Annotated in this window: 22 protein-coding genes and 1 pseudogene; 11 read left to right on the forward strand and 12 right to left on the reverse strand. The window is 72.3% G+C overall.

The window, feature by feature from the left end:
• Window positions 1-4 precede the first annotated feature (4 nt).
• Genes ACWEV0_RS18865 through ACWEV0_RS18880 form a run of 4 tightly spaced genes read right to left on the reverse strand, consistent with a single transcriptional unit; the run spans window position 5 to window position 3,976 of the window.
• Window positions 5-1,093: an ABC transporter ATP-binding protein gene (locus tag ACWEV0_RS18865; RefSeq protein ID WP_453150427.1), complete on the reverse strand. Its 1,089-nt coding sequence runs from the start codon at window positions 1,091-1,093 to the stop codon at window positions 5-7.
• Between the two features lie 2 nt (window positions 1,094-1,095).
• A complete protein-coding gene (locus tag ACWEV0_RS18870) occupies window positions 1,096-1,926 on the reverse strand; it encodes an ABC transporter permease (protein WP_453150428.1) in 831 nt (276 codons plus the stop codon).
• Window positions 1,914-2,816 (reverse strand): ABC transporter permease, encoded by a 903-nt coding sequence (locus ACWEV0_RS18875; RefSeq protein ID WP_453150429.1) that lies wholly within the window; start codon window positions 2,814-2,816, stop codon window positions 1,914-1,916. Before ACWEV0_RS18875 ends, ACWEV0_RS18870 begins: the two co-directional genes overlap by 13 nt.
• Window positions 2,813-3,976, reverse strand: a complete 1,164-nt coding sequence (locus ACWEV0_RS18880; RefSeq protein ID WP_453150430.1) for an ABC transporter substrate-binding protein — start codon at window positions 3,974-3,976, stop codon at window positions 2,813-2,815. Before ACWEV0_RS18880 ends, ACWEV0_RS18875 begins: the two co-directional genes overlap by 4 nt.
• Before the next feature lie 200 nt (window positions 3,977-4,176).
• Here ACWEV0_RS18880 and ACWEV0_RS18885 point away from each other — a divergent pair, with 200 nt between their 5' ends.
• Complete coding sequence (locus tag ACWEV0_RS18885) at window positions 4,177-4,917, forward strand: GntR family transcriptional regulator (RefSeq protein ID WP_453150431.1); 741 nt, start codon at window positions 4,177-4,179, stop codon at window positions 4,915-4,917.
• 29 nt (window positions 4,918-4,946) lie between these two features.
• On the opposite strand, the gene ACWEV0_RS18890 is transcribed toward ACWEV0_RS18885, so the two are convergent.
• Together ACWEV0_RS18890 and ACWEV0_RS18895 are read right to left on the reverse strand one after the other, a co-directional pair.
• Window positions 4,947-5,288: a type II toxin-antitoxin system PemK/MazF family toxin gene (locus tag ACWEV0_RS18890; protein ID WP_453150432.1), complete on the reverse strand. Its 342-nt coding sequence runs from the start codon at window positions 5,286-5,288 to the stop codon at window positions 4,947-4,949.
• A 2-nt stretch (window positions 5,289-5,290) separates the two neighbouring features.
• The gene (locus ACWEV0_RS18895; RefSeq protein WP_403799471.1) at window positions 5,291-5,569 is read right to left on the reverse strand and encodes a hypothetical protein; all 279 of its coding nucleotides are present in this window, start codon (window positions 5,567-5,569) and stop codon (window positions 5,291-5,293) included.
• A gap of 142 nt (window positions 5,570-5,711) precedes the next feature.
• Here ACWEV0_RS18895 and ACWEV0_RS18900 point away from each other — a divergent pair, with 142 nt between their 5' ends.
• Both ACWEV0_RS18900 and ACWEV0_RS18905 read left to right on the forward strand, forming a co-directional pair.
• Window positions 5,712-7,355: a DNA repair helicase XPB gene (locus tag ACWEV0_RS18900; RefSeq protein WP_453150433.1), complete on the forward strand. Its 1,644-nt coding sequence runs from the start codon at window positions 5,712-5,714 to the stop codon at window positions 7,353-7,355.
• 280 nt (window positions 7,356-7,635) lie between these two features.
• Complete coding sequence (locus ACWEV0_RS18905; protein ID WP_453150434.1) at window positions 7,636-9,660, forward strand: HelD family protein; 2,025 nt, start codon at window positions 7,636-7,638, stop codon at window positions 9,658-9,660.
• Window positions 9,661-9,686: 26 nt separating this feature from the next.
• On the opposite strand, the gene ACWEV0_RS18910 is transcribed toward ACWEV0_RS18905, so the two are convergent.
• From ACWEV0_RS18910 to ACWEV0_RS18920, 3 genes are all read right to left on the reverse strand, one after another.
• The gene (locus tag ACWEV0_RS18910; protein WP_453150435.1) at window positions 9,687-10,076 is read right to left on the reverse strand and encodes a peptidase inhibitor family I36 protein; all 390 of its coding nucleotides are present in this window, start codon (window positions 10,074-10,076) and stop codon (window positions 9,687-9,689) included.
• A gap of 138 nt (window positions 10,077-10,214) precedes the next feature.
• On the reverse strand, window positions 10,215-11,081 hold the full coding sequence (locus ACWEV0_RS18915) for an aminoglycoside phosphotransferase family protein (RefSeq protein ID WP_453150436.1): 867 nt from the start codon (window positions 11,079-11,081) through the stop codon (window positions 10,215-10,217).
• A 148-nt stretch (window positions 11,082-11,229) separates the two neighbouring features.
• Entirely contained in the window at window positions 11,230-11,586 is a 357-nt protein-coding gene (locus ACWEV0_RS18920; RefSeq protein ID WP_453150437.1) for a hypothetical protein, read from the reverse strand.
• 108 nt (window positions 11,587-11,694) lie between these two features.
• On the opposite strand from ACWEV0_RS18920, the gene ACWEV0_RS18925 reads away from it, so the two are divergent.
• From ACWEV0_RS18925 to ACWEV0_RS18945, 5 genes and pseudogenes are all read left to right on the forward strand, one after another.
• A complete protein-coding gene (locus tag ACWEV0_RS18925) occupies window positions 11,695-13,032 on the forward strand; it encodes a tetratricopeptide repeat protein (RefSeq protein ID WP_453150438.1) in 1,338 nt (445 codons plus the stop codon).
• 26 nt (window positions 13,033-13,058) lie between these two features.
• The gene (locus ACWEV0_RS18930) at window positions 13,059-13,637 is read left to right on the forward strand and encodes an HD domain-containing protein (RefSeq protein WP_453150439.1); all 579 of its coding nucleotides are present in this window, start codon (window positions 13,059-13,061) and stop codon (window positions 13,635-13,637) included.
• 268 nt (window positions 13,638-13,905) lie between these two features.
• Window positions 13,906-14,121, forward strand: coding sequence for a hypothetical protein (locus tag ACWEV0_RS18935; RefSeq protein ID WP_453150440.1), 216 nt, complete (start codon window positions 13,906-13,908; stop codon window positions 14,119-14,121).
• Complete coding sequence (locus ACWEV0_RS18940) at window positions 14,118-14,747, forward strand: helix-turn-helix domain-containing protein (RefSeq protein ID WP_453150441.1); 630 nt, start codon at window positions 14,118-14,120, stop codon at window positions 14,745-14,747. The genes ACWEV0_RS18935 and ACWEV0_RS18940 overlap by 4 nt, the downstream gene beginning before the upstream one ends.
• A gap of 5 nt (window positions 14,748-14,752) precedes the next feature.
• A pseudogene (locus ACWEV0_RS18945) lies at window positions 14,753-14,839 on the forward strand (GNAT family N-acetyltransferase); the annotation flags it as partial.
• 17 nt (window positions 14,840-14,856) lie between these two features.
• On the opposite strand, the gene ACWEV0_RS18950 reads toward ACWEV0_RS18945, so the two are convergent.
• Window positions 14,857-15,573 carry a flavodoxin family protein gene (locus ACWEV0_RS18950; RefSeq protein ID WP_453150442.1) on the reverse strand — a complete coding sequence of 239 codons (717 nt, stop codon included), beginning with the start codon at window positions 15,571-15,573 and terminating at the stop codon, window positions 14,857-14,859.
• Window positions 15,574-15,725: 152 nt separating this feature from the next.
• On the opposite strand from ACWEV0_RS18950, the gene ACWEV0_RS18955 reads away from it, so the two are divergent.
• The gene (locus ACWEV0_RS18955; protein ID WP_453150460.1) at window positions 15,726-16,613 is read left to right on the forward strand and encodes a LysR substrate-binding domain-containing protein; all 888 of its coding nucleotides are present in this window, start codon (window positions 15,726-15,728) and stop codon (window positions 16,611-16,613) included.
• A gap of 17 nt (window positions 16,614-16,630) precedes the next feature.
• On the opposite strand, the gene ACWEV0_RS18960 is transcribed toward ACWEV0_RS18955, so the two are convergent.
• Both ACWEV0_RS18960 and ACWEV0_RS18965 read right to left on the reverse strand, forming a co-directional pair.
• On the reverse strand, window positions 16,631-17,320 hold the full coding sequence (locus ACWEV0_RS18960; RefSeq protein ID WP_453150443.1) for a copper homeostasis protein CutC: 690 nt from the start codon (window positions 17,318-17,320) through the stop codon (window positions 16,631-16,633).
• 75 nt (window positions 17,321-17,395) lie between these two features.
• Window positions 17,396-18,361 carry a hypothetical protein gene (locus ACWEV0_RS18965; protein ID WP_453150444.1) on the reverse strand — a complete coding sequence of 322 codons (966 nt, stop codon included), beginning with the start codon at window positions 18,359-18,361 and terminating at the stop codon, window positions 17,396-17,398.
• Between the two features lie 207 nt (window positions 18,362-18,568).
• Between ACWEV0_RS18965 and ACWEV0_RS18970 the strand changes: the two genes are divergently transcribed.
• Entirely contained in the window at window positions 18,569-18,859 is a 291-nt protein-coding gene (locus ACWEV0_RS18970; protein WP_453150461.1) for a heavy-metal-associated domain-containing protein, read from the forward strand.
• Window positions 18,860-18,960: 101 nt separating this feature from the next.
• On the forward strand, window positions 18,961-21,228 hold the full coding sequence (locus ACWEV0_RS18975) for a heavy metal translocating P-type ATPase (protein WP_453150445.1): 2,268 nt from the start codon (window positions 18,961-18,963) through the stop codon (window positions 21,226-21,228).
• Window positions 21,229-21,248 lie beyond the last annotated feature (20 nt).

Raw genomic sequence — 21,248 nt, forward strand, 5'->3', positions numbered from 1 at the left:
TCTTCTACTTGCGTACGGCGACGAGGACCGGGCGCTCGCGCAGGGTCACCGTCACAGCATCCCCCGTCGCGAGGGCGGCCGCCTCGTGCGTGGGCAGGTCGGCCTTGACCTCGGTGGCGTCGGCGAGCCGGACGGTGAGCCGGGTGGTCGCGCCGAGGAAGGCCGTCGCGACGATCCGGGCCGCGCACGCGCCGTCCGTCGTCACCCGCACGTCCTCCGGCCGTGCGAGCACGTCCACGTCCTTCGTCCCCTCGGGCGTCTCGCCGTCGACGGGCAGCCGCTGCCCGAGTACCTCGACAAGGCTGCCGGTGCTGCCGTCCAGGCGCCCGGGGACGCGGCTCATGGTGCCGACGAACTCGGCGACGAAGGCGGTCGCGGGCCGCCCGTACAGCTCGGCGGGCGGGGCGCACTGCTCCAGACGGCCGGCGCGCATGACGGCGACCCGGTCGGCCATGGACAGCGCCTCCTCCTGATCGTGCGTCACGAAGAGCGTGGTGATGCCGAGTTCCCGCTGGATGCGGCGGATCTCGTCGCGGAGCGTGAGCCGCACCTTGGCGTCGAGCGCCGAGAGCGGCTCGTCGAGGAGCAGCACGCGCGGCCGGAGGGCGAGGGCGCGGGCGAGGGCGATGCGCTGCTGCTGACCGCCGGACAGCTGGTGGGGGAAGCGGTCGCCCTTGTCGCCGAGGCCGACGAGTTCCAGCAACTCGGCTGAGGTGGCGCGCCGTTCGGCCTTGCCGACCTTGCGCATGCGCAGCCCGAAGGCGATGTTGTCGAGGACGCTGAGGTGCGGGAAGAGGCTGTACGACTGGAAGACCATGCCGGCGTCGCGACGGTGCGCGGGCACCTCGGTGATGTCCTTGCCGTCGACGAGCACGGCGCCGGAGTCCGGGTGCTCGAAGCCGGCCAGCATGCGCAGGGCGGTGGTCTTGCCGCAGCCGGACGGGCCGAGCAGCGCGAGGAGTTCGCCGGGCGCGACGGTCAGGTCGAGCCCGTCGAGGGCGGTGGTGGCGCCGAACCGGCGGCGCAGGCCGCGGAACTCGACGGTGGCGGCCCCGGTGGCGGCGCCGGTGGCCTCGGCGGTGAGGACGGTCATGGTTATCCCTTGGTGTTACGGGTCCGCGGGGAGCGTCCGCCGGCCCCGGAGAGGGCCAGGAGCAGCACCCAGGTGACCAGGAGGCTGAGGACGGAGACGGCCACGGACATCTGGGCCTGGGAGCCGCTGATGTTCACGATCCACACGGCGAACGGCCGGAAGCCGAGCAGCTGGGCGACCGTGTACTCGCCTAGGACCAGGGCCAGGGTGAGGAAGCAGGCGTTCATCAGCGCGCCGCGCAGGTTGGGCAGGACGGCCCTGACGAGCGCCTGGGACCGGTTCGCGCCGCAGCTGCGGGCGGCCTCGACGAGGGTGCGGACGTCGACGGCCCGGAGGCCCGCGTCGAGCGCGCGGTAGACGAAGGGCAGCGCCATCACCACGTACGCGAGGACGAGCACGACGGGGAAGTCGGGGTTCTGCAGCGCCACGAAGGTCTGGAAGAGCGGCGTGCGGGAGAGGTGCTCCGGGCCCCACTTCAGGACCGTGCCGATGGCGGCGACGAACGCGATCGGCGGCACCACCAGCGGCAGCGAGCAGACCGCCTCGACGACGGGCTTCAGCCGGGGCGCGCCGAGCCGCAGGGCGACCATGGCGGGGACCATCAGGAGCAGCACGACGACGATGGTGACCGCGGCCAGCCCGAGCGAGAGCAGCAGGCTGGTGGTGAAGCCCTCGGTGGTGACGATCTTCGTGTACGCGTCGAAGGTGACGCCCTGGCCGGGCACGTCGACGGTGAAGATCACCGAGGCGGCGAGCGGCACCAGGAAGTAGAGACCGGCGAGTCCGAGGACCAGCGGCCGCCACGCGTTGTTCGTACGGTTCAGGCGAGCCATCGGGTGCTCCGGCGTTGCAGGGGCAGATAGACCGCCATGACGAGCCCGGCGATGACGACCATGTCGACGCTGAGGGCGAGCGCCACGTTCTCCTGGCCGACGAGGACGTTGCCGGAGATGGCGTCGGAGATCTGCAGGGTGACCAGCGGGACGGCGCTGCCGACCATCGCGGCGGCGGTGGCGTACGCGGCGAAGGCGCTGCCGAAGAGCAGCACGAGACCGCCGAGCAGGCTGGGCAGCAGCACCGGCAGGGCCACGTGGCGCCAGTACTGGAAGGCGGTGGCGCCGTTGTTGCGGGCGGCCTCGCGCCACTGGGTGCGCAGGCCGTCGAGCGCCGGGGTGATGGTGAGCACCATGAGCGGGATCAGGAAGTACAGGTAGACCAGGACCAGGCCCCAGAAGCTGTAGAGGCTCCAGCCCTTGTCGGCGAGGCCCAGGTGCACGGTGAGGACGCCGGAGTTGCCGAGGGTGGCGACGAACGCAAAGGCGAGCGGGACGCCGCCGAAGTTCGCGAGCACGCCGGAGGCGGTCAGCACGGCCTCGCGCAGGGCACGGGAGCCGGACGACACGATGGCCTGGGCGAGCGGCAGGCCGAGCAGGGCGGCCAGCCCGGCGGCGGTCGCGGAGAGCTTGACGCTGCCGAGCAGGGCGGTGAGGTACGCGCCCTGGAGGGAGGCGGCCAGGTTCCCCGTACCGTACGAGCTCGCGCCGGTGGCCGGGTCGTCGACGGTGAGGGCGCCGCCGAGCATGGCCACGGCGGGGATGCCGAAGGCGATCGCGACGAAGGCGAGCAGCGGGACGGCGGCGAGCCAGGCGGGGGCCCGGCGGCCCCGCCGCCGGGCCCCGGTGGGCCCGGCGGCGGCGGTCACCGCGAGGGTGTCACTGGTCATCCGGAGACGGCCTTGCCCCAGCCCTGCGCGAGGGTCGTCTTGGCCTTGGCCTGCTGGGCCTCGGTCGGGAAGGACGGGACGCCGGAGACGGCGGGCAGCTTCAGGGAGGCGTCCTTGTCGAGGGTGCCGGCCTTGTCCATGGCGGGCATCAGGGCCGGACGGGCGAAGCCCTTGAGCCACAGGTTCTGGCCCTCGGCGCTGTAGACGTACTCCTGCCACAGGCGGGCGGCCGCCGGGTGCGGGGCGTCCTTGTTGATCGCCTGCGAGTAGTACATGGCGTAGCGGCCGTCGGTGGGGACGGCGACCTTCCAGTCGAGGCCCTTGGTCTTGAACTCCTGGGCGTAACCGGCGTTGAGGTAGTCCCAGTCGATGGAGATGGGCGTCTCGCCCTTCTCGACGGTGGCCGGGGTGGACTCGACGGGCGTGTAGTTGCCGTTCTTCTTCAGCTGGGCGAAGAAGTCGAGGCCGGGCTGGATGTCGTCGAAGGAGCCGCCCTGGGCGAGGGAGGCCGCGTAGACGCCGGCGAAGGCGGAGCCGGACTTGGTGGGGTTGCCGTTGAGGGCGACCTGGCCCTTGTACTCCGGCTTGAGGAGGTCCTTGAAGGTGGTGGGGCAGTTCTTGACGCGCCCGGCGTCGCAGCCGATGGAGACGTAGCCGCCGTAGTCGTTGTACCAGCGGGCCTGCGCGTCCTTCTGGCCCTCGGGGATGTCCGCGTAGTTCGCGACCTTGTACGGGGCGAACAGGCCCTGCTGGGCGCCGCTCAGCGCGAAGGAGCTGCCGAGGTCGAGGACGTCGGGGGCGCGGTCCTGGCCCTTGCGGGAGGTGACGGCGTTGATCTCGTCCTGGCTGGAGGCGTCGGGGTTCTCGACCTCCACCTTGATGCCGTACTTCTTCTGGAACCCGTCGATGATCGCGCCGTAGTTGGCCCAGTCGCGGGGCAGCGCGATGGCGTGCAGCGTGCCCTCCTTCTTGGCCGCGGTGACGAGCGCGTCCATGCCGCCGAGGTCGGCGGCGGAGGTGGCGGTGGCGGCGTTCTTGCCGTCGGGGGTGGTGGTGCCGTTCTCGGGGGCGGCGCCGCAGGCGGTGAGGGCGAGCGCGGCGACGAGGGCGAGGGAGCCGCCGAGGGCGGCCTTTCTCGGGAGGGTCGCGGGGACGGACACGAGCTTCTCCAGGGAGGTCGGGGGATCAACTTGTCTGAACAAGTTGGCTTCAGTACGCCCGGAGTCGGTGTCGTGAAAGTGAACGGGGACGGAACGGTGGCCCGCGATTCCCTGCACATTGGCGGCGCTTTTCAGCCAGTGGAGTACGGGCGAAACCGTCGTTTACGCTGCTGTCCCTGCACACAGCACCAGGAGGGTTCATGACGGCCCGTCACGAGCAGATCGCCGCCGAGCTGCGGCGCGCGATCCAGCGCGAGGAGTACGCGGTCGGCTCCCGGCTGCCCTCCGAGGCGGAACTCGCCGCCCAGTACGGCGTCTCCCGCGGCACCGTCCGCCAGGCCGTCGCCGCCCTCACCGCCGAGGGCCTCATCGGCTCCCGCCAGGGCGCCCGCCGCGTCGTCCTGGCCGGCCGCCGCAGCCAGAGCTTCGCCGAACTGCGCAGCTTCGCCCAGTGGGCCCAGGCGATGGGCCGCACCGCCACCGGCCAGGTCATCAGCCAGGAGTACCACCCGGCCACCGCCGAGGACGCATCCCGCCTCCAACTCCCCGTCGGCACTCCGGTGTTGGGCGTCCTGCGCGTGCGCGGCCTGGACGGCGAACCGGTCCTCGTCGAACGCAGCGTCTACGCCGACTGGATCTCCCCCGCCGTCGCCGCCATAGACCCCGACTGCGCCTCGGTCACCCAGCGCCTCTACGACGACACGGGCCTCGTCTTCGCCCACGGCGAGCACGTCATCGACGCGATCGCCGCCGGCGCCCAGGACGCCACCCTCCTCACCGTCCGCCGCACCAGCCCCCTCCTGCGCGTCCGCCGCGTGACCACCACCCACGACGGCCGCCCGGTGGAGTGGTCGGACGACCGCTACCGCCCGGACGCGGTGAGCTTCACGGTGCACAACGCGATCGGACACAACGCGCTGGTGCGGACGACGGCGGGGTGAGCTCCGGCCGGGCTTCCGAGCGTTGAACCTCAGTCCAGTTCGAGCACGACCCGCACCCGCGCCTCGACCGCGGCGAGCTCGGAGGGCGCGAGCAGGCCGAGCATGCGGCGCAGGCGCGGTTTGCCGACCGTGTGCAGCTCGGTGCAGTCGACGTACGACTCCACGTACTTCTTCAGCCCGCCCTCCGGGCCGACTGCGACATGGGTCTCGGCGGGCCCCGACGTGCCCGTGACCAGAGCGACGGTGATCCCCGACAGACGGCGGGAGATCCGGTTGGCCGTCAGCACGACGACGGGATGGGGGCCGATCGGCTGCGGAAAGGCGCAGACCCACACCTGCCCCCGCAGCGGGGGCATCGGCACTGTCACCACGCCTAGAACTCCGCCGCGTCGGCCGCCGCGAGGTCCGCCTCGGTGACCAGCTCGTCGAGGAGGGGGCGCGGGGCTCCGCCCTCGCCGTAGAAGCGCGCGATGTTCCGGGCCGCCTCGATCTGTCGCGCCTCCCGGTGCAGCAGACGGATGGCCTCCCGCAAGGCGTCCGACGTGGATTCCAGGCGCAGTATGGCCATGGTCTCCCGAAGGTCCGCCCAGTCCTGCCGGGACAGCCTGACCTGGGCAGGGGTGCCTGCCGACTCGGCCGAACGTCCAGCCATGGCTCACCTCGCACTCGTACCACGCGTACGCGAAGCCGTACACGTATGACAGCTGTCTTACGAGCATCCCATACCCCGCCCCGTACCGGCGCCCGATGCGGCAGACTGGATGTTTGGCCGCACGGAAGGGGATCCACAGCACGTGAATGGTCCACTCATCGTTCAAAGCGACAAGACGCTCCTCCTGGAGGTCGACCACGAGCAGGCCGACGCCTGCCGGCGGGCGATCGCGGCGTTCGCCGAGCTGGAGCGGGCGCCGGAGCACATCCACACGTACCGGGTGACGCCGCTCGGGCTGTGGAACGCGCGGGCGGCCGGGCACGACGCCGAGCAGGTCGTGGACGCTCTGGTGGAGTACTCCCGCTACCCCGTCCCGCACGCCCTGCTCGTGGACGTCGCCGAGACCATGGCGCGCTACGGCCGCCTCACGCTCAGCAAGCACCCCACCCACGGGCTCGTCCTCACCACCACCGACCGCCCGGTCCTCGAGGAGATCCTGCGGTCGAAGAAGGTCCAGCCGCTGGTCGGCGAGCGGATCGACGCCGACACCGTGGCCGTGCACCCCTCCGAGCGCGGCCAGATCAAGCAGACGCTGCTCAAGCTGGGCTGGCCGGCCGAGGACCTCGCCGGTTACGTGGACGGCGAGGCGCACCGGATCGACCTCGCCGAGGACGGCTGGAGCCTGCGCCCGTACCAGCAGCAGGCCGTCGAGGGCTTCTGGCACGGCGGCTCCGGCGTCGTCGTGCTGCCCTGCGGCGCGGGCAAGACGCTGGTCGGTGCCGGTGCGATGGCCAAGGCCAAGGCGACCACGCTGATCCTCGTCACGAACACCGTCTCCGCCCGCCAGTGGAAGCACGAGCTGGTGAAGCGGACCTCGCTCACCGAGGACGAGATCGGCGAGTACAGCGGCGCGAAGAAGGAGATCCGCCCGGTCACCATCGCCACGTACCAGGTCCTCACCACCAAGCGGAAGGGCATCTACCCGCACCTGGAGCTCTTCGACTCCCGCGACTGGGGCCTGATCGTCTACGACGAGGTGCACCTGCTGCCGGCGCCCGTCTTCAAGTTCACCGCCGACCTCCAGGCCCGCCGCCGCCTCGGCCTCACGGCGACGCTCGTCCGCGAGGACGGCCGCGAGTCCGACGTCTTCTCCCTCATCGGCCCGAAGCGCTTCGACGCGCCGTGGAAGGAGATCGAGGCACAGGGCTACATCGCGCCCGCCGACTGCGTCGAGGTACGGGTCGACCTGACCGACTCCGAGCGGCTCGCGTACGCGACGGCCGAGGCGGAGGAGAAGTACCGCTTCTGCGCCACGACGGCGACCAAGCGGAAGGTCACCGAGGCCCTGGTGAAGAAGTTCGCCGGGCAGCAGATCCTGGTCATCGGCCAGTACATCGACCAGCTCGACGAGCTCGGCGCCCACCTCGACGCCCCGGTGATCAAGGGCGAGACCTCGAACGCGCAGCGCGAGAAGCTCTTCGACGCCTTCCGCAACGGCGAGCTCAACGTCCTCGTCGTGTCCAAGGTCGCCAACTTCTCCATCGACCTGCCCGAGGCCACCGTCGCCATCCAGGTCTCCGGCACCTTCGGCTCCCGCCAGGAGGAGGCCCAGCGCCTCGGCCGCGTCCTGCGCCCGAAGGCCGACGGCCACCAGGCCCACTTCTACTCGGTGGTCGCCCGCGACACCATCGACCAGGACTTCGCGGCCCACCGCCAGCGGTTCCTGGCGGAGCAGGGATACGCGTACCGGATCGTGGACGCGAGCGAGCTGCTCACGAGCGAGTGACGTGAGCGGGGCGGGGCGGGGGCGGCCGGGACCGGCCCCTCGCCCCGGCCGCGCCCGGCACCCGCGGGGGCGCGAGGGCGCGGGGCGGGGGCAGGCCGCTCACCCCCGCCGCGGCCCGGACCCGCGGGGGTGAAAATCATTCGCCCCCGGCCCCCGCCCGGCATTACACTCGCCAGCTTCCCCGCCTCCCGTGCACGACTCCGTGCGTGGAGCGCCGCCGTCCGGTCGGAAACCGGCGGCCACCTCGACGTGTCCGCGTACCCGACCCGGAGGCTTCACCATGTCCGCAGACGTCCCCGACGACTTCCTCGCGCGCGAGCGCGCGCACCTCAGCGCCTCCCGCGCCGCCCTGCGGGCGATGCGCGAGGACGTGGAGTCGCTCGACATCAAGGACGTCACCGCGAACTGGGTGAACGCGGTCATCCTCACCCGCCAGATCGAGGACCGCATCAAGGCGCTCGCCGACCTCGCCGACACGCCGCTCTTCTTCGGCCGGCTCGACTACCTGCACACCACCCAGGAAGGCCAGCGGTTCTACATCGGCCGCCGGCACGTCCACGACGCCGACGGCGACCCGATGGTGATCGACTGGCGTGCGCCGGTCTCGCAGCCGTTCTACCGGGCGTCGAAGAAGGACCCGCAGGACGTCGGCCTGCGCCGCCGCTTCGGCTACACGGGCGGCGACCTCACCGCGTACGAGGACGAGCACCTCTCCGACCCCGCCGAGCTGGAACAGACCAGCCGCCTGCTCCAGGCGGAGATCGAGCGACCGCGCGTCGGCCCCATGCGCGACATCGTGGCGACGATCCAGCCCGAGCAGGACGAGATCGTCCGGTCCGACCTGTCCGGCACGGTGTGCGTGCAGGGCGGCCCCGGCACCGGAAAGACCGCCGTCGGCCTGCACCGCGTCGCGTACCTCCTCTACGCGCACCGCGAGCGCCTCGCCCGCACCGGCACCCTCGTCATCGGGCCGAACCGTTCCTTCCTCCACTACATCGAGCAGGTGCTGCCCGCCCTCGGCGAGCTGGAGGTGCAGCAGGCGACGGTCGACGACCTCGTCGCCCACGTCGAGGTGCGCGGTACGGACGAGGCGGCCACCGCCGTCGTCAAGGGCGACGCCCGGATGGCGGAGGTGCTGCGGCGCGCGGTGTGGTCGCACGTGACGCTGCCGACGGAGCCGCTGATGGTGGTGCGCGGTTCGCGGCGCTGGCGCGTCCCGGCGTACGAGATCGAGGAGATCGTCCGGGAGTTGACCGACCGTGACATCCGCTACGGCGCGGCCCGCGAGGCCCTGCCGCAGCGCGTCGCGCATGCCGTGCTCGTACGGATGGAGCAGGCCGGCGAGGCCCCGGACGACCGGGTCCAGAACGCGGTCGCGCGCAACGCGGCCGTGAAGGCCGTGGTGAAGGAGTGCTGGCCGGCCGTCGACCCGGCCAAGCTGGTGCTGCGGCTGCTCGGCGACGCCGACTTCCTGGCCGAGCACGCCGCCGGGATCCTCGACGAGGACGAGCAGAAGGCGCTGCTGTGGGCCAAGCCGTACCGCAGCGTGAAGTCGGCGAAGTGGTCGGCGGCGGACGCGGTCCTCATCGACGAGGCCCGGGACCTGATCGAGCGGACGCACTCGCTCGGCCACGTCGTCGTCGACGAGGCCCAGGACCTGTCGCCGATGCAGTACCGCGCGGTGGGCCGGCGCTGCTCGACCGGCTCGGCGACGGTCCTCGGCGACCTCGCGCAGGGCACCACCCCGTGGGCGACGGAGAGCTGGGCGCAGGCCCTCACGCACCTGGGCAAGCCGGAGGCGCACGTCGAGGAGCTGACGGCGGGCTTCCGCGTGCCGCGCGAGGTGATCGCGTACGCGTCGCGGCTGCTGCCGCACATGTCGCCGGGGCTCGCGGAGGTGAGGTCGGTGCGGGAGAACCCGGGTTCGCTGATCATCCGGCGTACGGAGGACCTCGACGCGGACGTGGTGGCCGCGTGCGTGGAGTCCCTGCGCCACGAGGGCTCCATCGGCCTGATCGCCGCCGACGCCCGCATCGCCCCGCTGGCGGCGGCCCTGGACGCGGCGGGCCTCGCGTACCTCTCCCCGGGCGAGGAGACCACGGCCGAGTCGCGCCTCACGCTCGTCCCGGCGTCGCTCGCGAAGGGCCTGGAGTACGACTACGTGGTCCTGGACGAGCCGGCGGCGGTGGTGGACGGCGAGCCGGACGAGCGCACGGGGCTGCGACGGCTGTACGTGGCGCTGACCCGTGCGGTCTCGGGCCTGACGGTGGTGCACGCGTCGGACCTGCCGGAACAGCTGGGCTGAGGAGTCCGCGGGGGGACGGACCGCCGTCAGCATTCCCCCTTGCGCACCGAGCTGACGAAGGAGTGCAGCTCGCCGAGGCTGTCCGCGGTGTTCGCCTCCCACGAGCCGTACAGCTGCTCCTTGCTGTAGTTGTAGTCGCCGTAGGTGCACCACACGCTGTCGGTGTTGTTGGCGTACGAGAGGCCCAGGTCGTCGAAGTTCTGCAGGGCGAGGTTGGGGCTGCCGAAGCGGAAGGTCGCGATGGCGCCGTTGCCGTCGTACTCGCTGAACAGGCAGAAGTGCCCGCTGGGGCACCGGTCGTAGCCGCGAGGCGCGGCGGCGGCGGCCGAACCGGTCGACAGGAGCAGCGCGAGCGCCGCGGCGGGCGGCGCGAGGCGCTCGAGGAAGGGTCGGAGGCCGGGGCGGGGACGGGACACGAGTGGCTCCTGCGAGTAGCGGGGCTGATGGGGTCCCCGTGACACATGCCCCCCGGACACGACCGTGCGAACCCGCCGGACGGACCTGCCGGGATCACCGGCGGCCGGGTCGCGCGCCCCCGCGCACGCGCCGGTCCCTCACACGGTGTCGTACTCCGGCAGCGCCTCGCTCCAGGCGCGGTGTGCGACGGCTGCCAGCACCGGGTTCTTCTCCCGGTAGTAGTGCTCGGTCACGATGCCCCAGCACAGCGCCCAGCCCCGGCCGCGGGCCCAGGTCGCGTCGTCGACTTGGGCCGCCTCGCGGAAGAGCGGGCGGGTCTCGGGGGTGAGGAGGGTCCAGCCGGCCATCATGTCGCAGGCCGGGTCGCCGGTGCCGAGGCCGCCGAAGTCGATGACGGCGCTGAGCCGGCCGTCACGGGTGAGCAGATTGCCGGGCAGCAGGTCGCCGTGCACCCACACCGGCTCGCCCTCCCACTGCGGCAGGGCCAGCACCTCCTCCCAGGCGGCGGACGCCTGCGCGGAGCCGAGGTCGCGCAGCGCCCCCGCCATGGCCCCGTCCTCCCACGCGGTCACCGGCCCGCCCCGGAACGACACCGGCGCCCCGGCCGCGTCCGCCGCCCGCAGCGCCACCCCGAACCGCCCGAGCGCGACGGCCGCGTGCGCCAGATCCCGTACGGGTGCCTCGTACGCGTCGGCCCCGTCCAGCCACTCGTACACGCCCCACGCCAGCCCGAACACCTCCCCCGCCACCCCGACCCCCACGGGCACCGGCACCTCCAGCGGCAACCCCGCGGCCAGCCGCGGCAGCCACCGCCCCTCCTTCTCCACCTGCCCGGCGGCCCACTCCGCCTTCGGCAGCCGCACGACGAGCCCGTCCCCGAGCCGGAACATCGCGTTGTCGGTCCCGGCGGAGGCGACCTCCCGGACCTCCAGATCGGCCCACTGGGGGAACTGGGCGGCGACGAGGCGGCGTACGAGCGCGGTGTGGATGAGGGTCTGCTGCATGCACGGGAGGCTAACGACGGCGAGGGCCGCACCGCGACGGAGTTTGCGGCGCCGTTCACGCGGCTCTCCCGGCCTTCTCCCCGCCGTCACCGTGCCCGGCGAAGACGGCATCCGGGTTCGTCCAGCCAAGGTGTGACACCGTGCGCGGTCATGCGCTACCGGTGCTTCCGCCGCGTTCATCGTGTGTGCCGGTCGGCTGGTGGGCCGCCTGGATGTTGTCGGCCGCGGCCGTCCACTCGACGCCGTTCCCGGCCCGGATGTGCGCGATGCGGACCACCCGGCCGTCGCCGTGCAGTTGGTGCGTGACGGCAGTGAGCTCGCCCTCCGCCCCGCTGGCGGTGTCGCGGACGCGTGTGCGCAACAGCGGGTGCTGCTCGTACCCGTCCGACCCGACCTGGTACGCGGCCTGCGCCTCGGCGCGGCGCATGAACCGCTCCCAGCCCGCGGCCGCCCGGAGGCGGAGGGCGCGGCTCGGGGCGCCGGGTGGTGGATCGGGGATGGTCATGCGTGGCTCCCTTCAGATAAGTGATGCTCAGTGAACCGATCGGCACGGAACGTGAGTACCGTTGAAGCGGCACGGGACCGTGAAAGCCGTGAAAGTTCAGGGGGCGCCATGACGTCACGCACACCGAACACCTCGCTGGCGGCGCTCTTCGAGGAGACCGGATGGTCGCGCGGACAGTTCATCCGCGCCATCGCTCGCGTGGGCACCGAGGTCGGTATCCCGTTCGGGTACGACGAGTCCGCCGTACCGCACTGGATCGCTGGCAGCATGCCGAGGAAGCCGGTCCGGCCGCTGATTCTCGAAGCCCTCGCGCGCAAGCTCGGTCGGCCCATCAGCGGGTATGCGGCAGGCTTCGCGACATCCCCCGACCCGTCGGACGACACGCCGGATACGGTGGCTGGGCTGGTCGACCTCGGGAGTGCGGACATGGATCCATCACGCAGGGGCGTGCTCGGCGCGGGGCTGTTCTCGGCCGCTGCGGTGATTCCCGGGTGGCCGGACGTGCGGGACCGGCTCGAGAAGGTGCGGGCCGATCCGCACACGCGGATCGGGCGGGCCGAGGTCGAGGCGGTCATCGCGATGACTGAGCACGTGAGCCATCTCGACGACAAGTTCGGTGGGCGAATGGCACGCCCGATGGCCGCGGCCTTCCTCGTGAACACCATCGTCCCGGCGCTACGGGCGACGGCCTCCGACGAGGTGAAGAACGCCCTCCGCACGGCGGCAGCCGATCACTGCTACCTGACCGGCTACATGGCGATGGACGAACGAAAGGACGGCCTGGCCCAGCGCTACTACACCAAGGCGCTCGAACTCGCCGGGTCGGCGGGCGACCACCTGACCTACTGCACCACCCTGCGGGGCATGAGCGTGCAGGCCGTCGACCTCGGCCACGGCGCCCTCGCCCTGCGTCTGGCCGACGCCGCTGCCGCCGCCTCGCCACAGGCCGGCCCGCGCATGCTCGCGTTCCTCGCAGGGCAGCAGGCGCACGCCGCCGCGCAGTCGGGAGACCGGACGGGCGCGCTGCTCCGCATCAAGGAGGCGGAGCAGGCGATGGCCAAAGCCGAATCGAGGGCGAAGGCGTTCGGCTCGTACGATCCTTCGACTCTCAACTACCACGTCGGACAGGTGCGTTACGAGCTCGGCGACATAGCCGGAGGCATCGAGTCGCTGGAACTGGCCGACCGTCTGCGTGAACCGACCTACCGCCGCACCCGGGTGCGCTACAACGCGATGCTCGCGGAACGGAAGCTGCAGATCGGCCGTCTGGAGGAGGCGTGCGCCGACTGGCACCACGTCCTGGACGACTACCCGCACGTCCAGTCCGGCCGCTGCGACGACCGTGTCCGCATCATGCTCGCCGCACTCCGCCCACACCTCGGCAACGCGTATGCCCGCGAGGTCTACGAGCGCGGGCGCCCTATGCTGCGGACCGGCGGTGCGTGATGGCACCCGACACCGGAGGTCACCGCATGGCAGACGACAGCGCGTACGCCGAAGGCACGGCCGGGTTCCTCTTCGAGATGGGTGTGCTCAAGAACGCCAAGCGCACCGGATGGTGGTTCACCGGGAACAACAACCCCGAGTCGATCGCCGAGCACTCGTTCCGCGTGGGGATCATCGGTGCCGTACTGGCCATGATGGAGGGAGTGGATCCGGCGCGGGTCGCGCTGATGTGCCTGTTCCACGACACGCAGGAGACACGGATCGGCGACATCCCGCACATCGGCCGTCGCTACATCGACGCCGCCACCAACCAGACCGTCACCGCCGACCAGGTCTCCGCCGCGCATCCGGCCGTGCGGGACGGAGTGCAGCGGGTGGTCGAGGAGTACGAGGCGAAGGAGTCGCCCGAGGCGGTCGTGGCGCGGGACGCGGACAAGCTGGAGTGTCTGGTGCAGGCCGTGGAGTACCGGGCGCAGGGGAACACGCTGGTCCAGGACTGGATCGACACGTCGCTGAGCAGCCTGAAGACGGCGTCCGCGCGGGAGCTGGCCGAGGCGGCGCTGACGATGTCGCCGCTGGAGTGGCGGCGGACCTTCCTGCGCTGAGTCTCCGGGGCGCGGCCCGCCACGCCCCGGTCTTGCTCGACGCCCTGTAAGGACGTCGGGAGAGAACCTTCCCAACCCACCCCCTCCGTCCCCCGTCGTGGGGCCTCTTCATGGCCCAACCGGGTTGAATACACGATCGGGTGACAGATCGTCCGGAACGCGGACGGATGCGGTACGGTCGGCCGCAACAACGGCATATGCAACTCGGCCCCCGGCAGGACGGCAATCCTGACGAGGGCCTACCGATCAGGAAGAGCGAAGCTTCCAGATGGCTGATCCGCAGTCTAACGCGGCCGTGTCCGCGCATCCCGTTCCGTTCGACATCCCCGCCGACGCGCCACGCGCAGGAGTGATCCGCGTACGACACCGGCACCGCGACCGGTTCACCGTCGTCGGCAATCACCTCGCCCAGCACCCGAAGCTGTCCGCCGCGGCGATCGGCATCGGCGTGTACATCCAGTCGCTCCCGACGGCGCCGACGTGACCGTGAAGCGGCTCACGCTGCGCTTCCGGGAAGGCGAGACCACCGTACGGCGCGCGCTCAACGAGCTGGTCGCAGCCGGGTACTTGGAGCGGCGGCGGGTGGCGCTCGGGGGCGGCCGGTTCGCCACCCGGGTGATCTCGTACGACCGGCCGGGGGCGGCTGGTTCCGACGCCACCGCGCCCGCACCCGTACGAGAGAAGCCCGCGCCCGCGCCCGTAAAGCCTCCGTCGACGCCACCGCCACCGCCCGCCTCCGAGGTCGCCACCGCCGTTCTGGCGCGGTTGCGCACCGTCGACCCGCGCCTGCTGCTGTCCTGGCGGGACGTGCGCGAGCTGGCGCCGAGCGTCGACAAGTGGCTCGGACAGGGAGTGCGGCCCGACCAGGTCACGCGGACGCTGACGGCCGCGCTGCCGCCCGAGCACGTGCCCATTCACCAGCCGGCCCGCTTCCTCGCGTACCGGCTCGACGCCATGCTGCCGCCACCACTGCCCGCCGAAGTGCCGGAGACGCCCGAGCCGACGCCTCCCGCGCGGCCGCCGCTGGTGAGTTGTGACGGCTGCGAGCGGGCGATCCGGACGTACGACGAGAAGCCGATGTGCGCCGACTGCAGAGCGGCGGCGGCCTGAGGCCCGCTCGCTCCTCGGCCTGGATGCCGGGCGAGATCCTGGACGAGGTGCTGCTCGGGCTCCTCGCCCAGGAGTGGAAGCCGGCCCCGTAAGTCACCCGGGGCCCGTGTCAGGCGTCGGCCGGCTCCCTGAGAGACGCCGACAGGGCGCGGGCCTCGTGTTCGGTCATGCGCGGGGTGTCGTACGGGACGGCGTTGACCCAGCGCTGGGTGAGGCGGGCGATGCGCTCGCCGTACCGCTCGGCGGTGATCAGGTCGCCGCGGGAGCCGGCGTGTTCCGGGCCCTGGTCGGCGTGGCTCTGGCTCATCAGGCCCAGCCAGGAGCCCAGGCGGTTGACGTCGTCGCGGGAGCCGCCGCTCCAGTTGTTGCCGGGCATGTCGCCGACGCCGATCCACTGCATTCCCAACTGGGCCGCGAAGACCGCCAGTTGTTCCAGTACGGCCAGCTTGTCGCCGCTCTGCGAGGCGGACATCGTGAAGCCGCCGGCCAGCTTGTCCTTCCACGCCTGGGTGACGAACGGGGTGAAGGCCGCCTCCATGAACGCCTTGAACACCGCCGACACGCTGCCCATCAGGGTCGGGCAGCCGAGGACGATCGCGTCGGAGCGGTCGAGCAGCGCCAGCGCCTCCGCGTCGTGCCAGCGGCCGGCGGTGACGTCCTCGGCCCGGATCTCGACGAGGTGCACCCGGGTGCCCGGCACCTGCCGCGCCCCGTCGGCGAGGTGCTCGGCGAGGACCCGGGTGTGTCCGTGGACCGAGTGGTAGACCACCGTCACCGTGGCCGTCGGGGCGTCGTGGTCGCCACGCTCAACTTCAATGGCTGTCATGTCTCTTCGCTGCTTCCGATCGCTGGAAAGGCTGGGAAGGCCTTGCTTGCCCAGCCATCTCAGCCCGGGCACGACCAGGCATCAACGCCGATCTCCGGACCGCAGCGATCGGTCACACCGATCGATCGCACTAGCCTGAGCCCGTGGACAGGATGGAACTGATGGAGCTCGAAGCCTTCGTCGCGGTCGCGGAAGAGCTCCACTTCGGCCGCGCCGCCGCGCGGCTGCACCGTGGGCAGCCCACCGTCAGCGACGCCGTGAGACGGCTCGAAAGCAGCCTGGGCGGGCGGTTGTTCCACCGCACCAGCCGCCGCGTGGCACTGACCGAGCTCGGCACGGCGCTGCTGCCCGACGCGCACGCCGCCCTGGCCCAGCTGCGCCGCTTCCAGCAGCGCGGACGCTCGCTCGCGGCCGGTGACCACACCGGCGCCACGCTCGTCGTCGCGCACGCCGAATACACCGACCAGCAGCTGCTGTTGCGCTGCCTGCCGCGGCTGCGCGACCGCTTTCCCGGCGTGACGGTCGTGCCGGAGGCGATGCCGACCACGGCCCAGCTCACCGCCCTGCGCGCGGAGACGGTCGGTCTCGGCATCGGCTGGGCGACGGGCGACGTCACCGGCGTACGGGCGCGGGTGCTGTCGACCGAGCGGTTCGTGGCGCTCGTCCCCGCGGCCCATCCGCTGGCCGGTCACGCCGAGCTGAGCGCCGCCGAGCTGTCCACCGCCGAGCTGCTCACCTGGCCGCACCAGATCAACAGCGGCCTGTGCGACCGGCTCCTGTCCGCCTTCCGGATCGGCGGCGCCGACCTGCGCATCATCAGGACCGCCGACAGCGTGCACGCCATCGCCGCGCATGTCGCCGCGGGTACGGGCATCGGCATCACGGTGGAGTCCGCTCTCGACCACCAGCCGCCGGGCCTGCGCGTCATCCCGCTCGCCGGCCCCTCGACCACCGCCGACCAGGTCGTCCTCACCCCTGCCGAGCCCTCGGAGACCGCGACGGCCCTGCGCGAGCTGCTGCTCGACGCCGCCGGCCGCTGACGGCCCGCCGTGGGCGGCTACGCGTCGATCGCCTCGCGCCAGGTCCGTACGGCGTCCGCCGACACCGGTGCCGTCCAGCCCTGGGGGCGGGCGGCGCCGCCGATGTGGAAGGCGGTGAGGCCGGCGGCGCGCAGGGCGGGGAGGTGGTCGAGGCGGAGGCCGCCGCCGACGAGGATCCGGGGTTCGTAGCCGGGCTCGCCCGCGCGGGCGGCCTCCGCGGCCAGGACGGGGAGGCCGTCGTCGACGCCGGTGGCGGCGCCGGCGGTGAGGTAGGTGTCGAGGCCCGGGAGGTCGGCGAGCTGCTTGCGGAGGGCGTCGCGGTCGGCGGCGCGGTCGATGGCGCGGTGAAAGGTCCAGCGGCAGCCTTCCAGGACGGCCGTCAGGCGCTCGACCGCCACCAGGTCCGCGTCGCCGTCGGGCGTCAGGAAGCCCAGGACGAACTCATCCGCGCCCGCCGCCCGCAGCTCCGACGCCCGGGCCACCAGCGCCTCGATGTCGCCGGCCGCGAAACCGTCCGTCAGCCTCAGCATCACGCGCAGCGGGATGTCCACCGCGGCGCGGATCGCCGCGAAGCCGGTCGTGGACGGGGTGAGCCCGTCCGCCGCCATGTCGGTGACCAGCTCCAGGCGGTCCGCCCCACCGGCCTGGGCGGCGACCGCGTCCGCCTCGTCGAGGGCGATCACCTCCAGCACTGCACGGTTGCTCATCGAGCCCATTCCTCCACGGATCGCACGGCCGGCCCCCAGAGGCCGAAAGGTCTAGTCCACTGACTGTGGCCAAGACTAGCCGTGCGCGTGGCCTCCCGCATCGTGTCCCGCGCCAGAGGTGTCGGCCGAGGGCGCGGCGCCGGGAGCCGCCGCGCCCGTCCGCACGGTGAACGCCGCCGTCCGCACCTTCCCCTCGTGCTGGAAGTCGAGGAACAGCCGGTACGTGCCGGTGCTCGGCGCCGTCGCCGTGAACGAGACGTCCGGGCCCGGGCCGCCCTCGTTCGGGTGCACGTGCAGGTACGCCAGGTCGCCCTCGCGCAGCGCGACCAGGTGTCCGTACGCGCCCAGGTACGGCTGGAGGTCCGTCACCGGCTTGCCCGCCTTGGTGACCGTGAGCCGCAGCTCGCCCGCCTTGCCCGGGTCGAGCGTGCCGCCGAGGCGGACCTGGTAGCCGTCGACGTCGGCGACCGGCGCGACCGGCGGCAGCGGCTTCGGCGCGTACGCCCCCGGCACCGACAGGTCCGCGCCCAGCGTGACGCCCTTGGCGCCCGCCGCGGCCGGCTTGAAGTCGGCGAAGGCCTTGTACGCGCCCGCCGCCGGCAGGTCCGCGTCGACCGACCAGGTGCCGTCGGCGGCCCTGACCGGGTGGAGGTGGCGGAAGACGGTGAGGTCGCGCGAGGCGACGATGAAGTGGAGCTCCTTGCCGTGCTCCGTGGTGAACGCGGTGACCTTCCTGCCGTTCGCGTCCTTGATCGAGAACTTCAGCGTGCTCCTGCCGACCTTGGGGGTCGGGGTGTCGAGCGCGAGGGTGTAGCCGTTCTCGGAGACCTGGAGGCCGCCGGCCGCGGGCGCGTTCGCCGCCTCCGCGTGGCCCTCGTGGCCGCCGTGGCCGCCACCCTCGGGCGTGGCCTCCGCGTGGCCGCTGTGCTCCGACTTCGCCGGCTCGCCGATCGGGCCGACGCCCTTGCCGACCCCGTACGCGGTCCCGAAGGTCGCGGCGAGCGCGGCGGCAAAGGCAGTGATCTTCACTCCGGTGTTCATGGCTGCTCTCCCGTACATGGGTGGCTGGGTCAGTCGTGGATCTCAACTGCGGCCTCAACTGCGGCCTCAACTGCACTTCACCATACCCCTGGGGGGTATCAAGTCAAGTCGGGTCGGCACTTGCGTGAGATACCACCGGGGGGTATACATATCTCGTAACCGATACCCCCCGAGGGTATCCGAAGGCCCCGCCTGATGGAGGACGACATGGGTTCCTGCTGCACCCCCGACAACAGCTGCTCCACCAACACCGTCGAGATCTCGACGACCACCGCCGTCGCCGACACCACCACCACGGTGTACGCCGTCTCCGGCATGACCTGCGGCCACTGCAAGACCGCGATCACCAACTCCGTCAGCGCCCTCGACGGCGTCATCTCCGTCGACGTCGACGTCGCCGCCGGCAAGGTCACCGTCGTCACCGGCGGCGAGCCCGACGAGGCCGCCATCACCGCGGCGGTCGACGACGCGGGCTACGAGCTGACCGGCCGCGCCTGACCGACCCGGCCGCTTCAGGCAGCCGCGTCAACCGGCCGCCGGGGCTCGCCCACCACGCCCGGGCCCCGGCCCCCGAACCCCGCTACACCGAGGAGCAGGAAATGACCACGACCACTCCGGGCACCGCCCAGGTCGAGCTCGCCATCGGCGGCATGACCTGCGCCTCGTGCGCGGCCCGCATCGAGAAGAAGCTCAACCGCATGGACGGGGTCGAGGCCACCGTCAACTACGCGACCGAGAAGGCGAAGGTCACCTTCGACGCCGACATCGACGTCGCCGACCTCATCGCCACCGTCGAGGCCACCGGCTACACCGCCAAGGAGCCCGAGCCCGAGCGCCCGGCCGCCGCCGGAGCCCCCGAGGGCCCCTCCGACGAGGAGAAGGCCGACGAGGAGCTGCGCCCGCTGCGCCAGCGCCTGACCACCGCCGTCGCGCTCGCCGTGCCGGTCATCGCGATGGCGATGGTCCCGGCCCTGCAGATCGAGTACTGGCAGTGGCTGAGCCTCACGCTCACCGCCCCGGTCGTCACCTACGCCGCCTGGCCCTTCCACAAGGCAGCCTGGACCAACGCGAAGCACGGCGCCGCGACGATGGACACGCTGATCTCGGTCGGCACCATCGCCGCGTTCCTGTGGTCGCTGTGGGCCCTGTTCTTCGGCACCGCCGGCACGCCCGGCATGACGCACGCCTTCGAGTTCACCATCGCCCGCACCGACGGCGCCGGGAACATCTACCTGGAGGCCGCCGCCGGCGTCACCGCCTTCATCCTGGCCGGCCGCTACTTCGAGGCCCGCTCGAAGCGCAAGGCGGGCGCCGCGCTCAAGGCGCTGATGCAGCTCGGCGCCAAGGAGGTCACGGTCCTGCGCGACGGGCGCGAGGTCACCGTGCCGACCGCCGAACTCCAGGTCGGCGACCGCTTCCTGGTCCGCCCGGGCGAGAAGATCGCGACCGACGGCATCGTCGTCGAGGGCTCCTCGGCCGTCGACGCCTCGATGCTCACCGGCGAGTCCGTGCCCGTCGAGGTCTCCGTCGGCGACGCCGTCACCGGCGCCACCCTGAACGCCGGCGGCCGGCTCGTCGTCGAGGCCACCCGCGTCGGCGCCGACACCCAGCTCGCCCGCATGGCCAAGCTCGTCGAGGACGCCCAGAACGGCAAGGCGGCCGCACAGCGCCTCGCCGACAAGATCTCCGCGGTCTTCGTGCCGATCGTCATCGCGCTCTCGCTCGGCACCCTCGGCTTCTGGCTGGGTACGGGGCAGGAGCTGACCTCCGCCTTCACCGCGGCCGTCGCCGTCCTGATCATCGCCTGCCCGTGCGCCCTCGGCCTCGCCACCCCGACCGCCCTCATGGTCGGCACCGGCCGCGGCGCCCAGCTCGGCATCCTGATCAAGGGCCCCGAGGTCCTGGAGACCACCCGCAAGGTCGACACCATCGTCCTGGACAAGACCGGCACCGTCACCACCGGCCGGATGACCCTGATCAAGGTCCACACCGCCGCCGGCACGGACGAGACCGACGTGCTGCGCCTCGCCGGCGCCCTGGAGCACTCCTCCGAGCACCCGATCGCCCAGGCCGTCGCCACCGGCGCCGCCGCCAGGGTCGGCACCCTGCCCACCCCCGAGGACTTCGCCAACATCCCCGGACTCGGCGTCCAGGGCGTCGTCGAGGGCCACGCCGTCCTCGTCGGCCGCGAGAAGCTGCTCCAGGAGTGGGCCATGGAGCTCACCCCCTCCCTCAAGGCCGCCAAGGAAGCGGCCGAGAAGGCCGGCAAGACCGCCATCGCGGTCGCCTGGGACGGCCAGGCCCGCGCGGTCCTGGAGGTCGCCGACGCGATCAAGGAGACCAGCCCCGAGGCCATCCGGCGGCTGCGCGCCCTCGGCCTCACCCCGATCCTGCTCACCGGTGACAACAAGGCGGTCGCCGAGGCCGTCGCCGCCGAGGTCGGCATCGACGAGGTCATCGCCGAGGTCATGCCGCAGGACAAGGTGGACGTGGTCAAGCGACTGCAGGGCGAGGGACGTTCGGTCGCCATGGTCGGCGACGGTGTCAACGACGCCGCCGCGCTCGCCCAGGCCGACCTGGGCCTGGCGATGGGCACCGGTACGGACGCGGCCATCGAGGCCGGCGACCTGACCCTCGTACGGGGCGACCTGCGGGCCGCGGCCGACGCCATCCGGCTCTCCCGCAAGACCCTCGGCACCATCCGCTCGAACCTCTTCTGGGCCTTCGCCTACAACGTGGCCGCCCTGCCGCTCGCCGCGGCCGGACTGCTCAACCCGATGATCGCCGGTGCCGCGATGGCCTTCTCCTCGGTCTTCGTGGTCGGCAACAGCCTGCGCCTCCGGGGCTTCCAGGCCGCCGACAGGTAACCGCCCGTCCACCACCGCCT

This window comes from Streptomyces sp. NPDC003943, assembly GCF_053605265.1.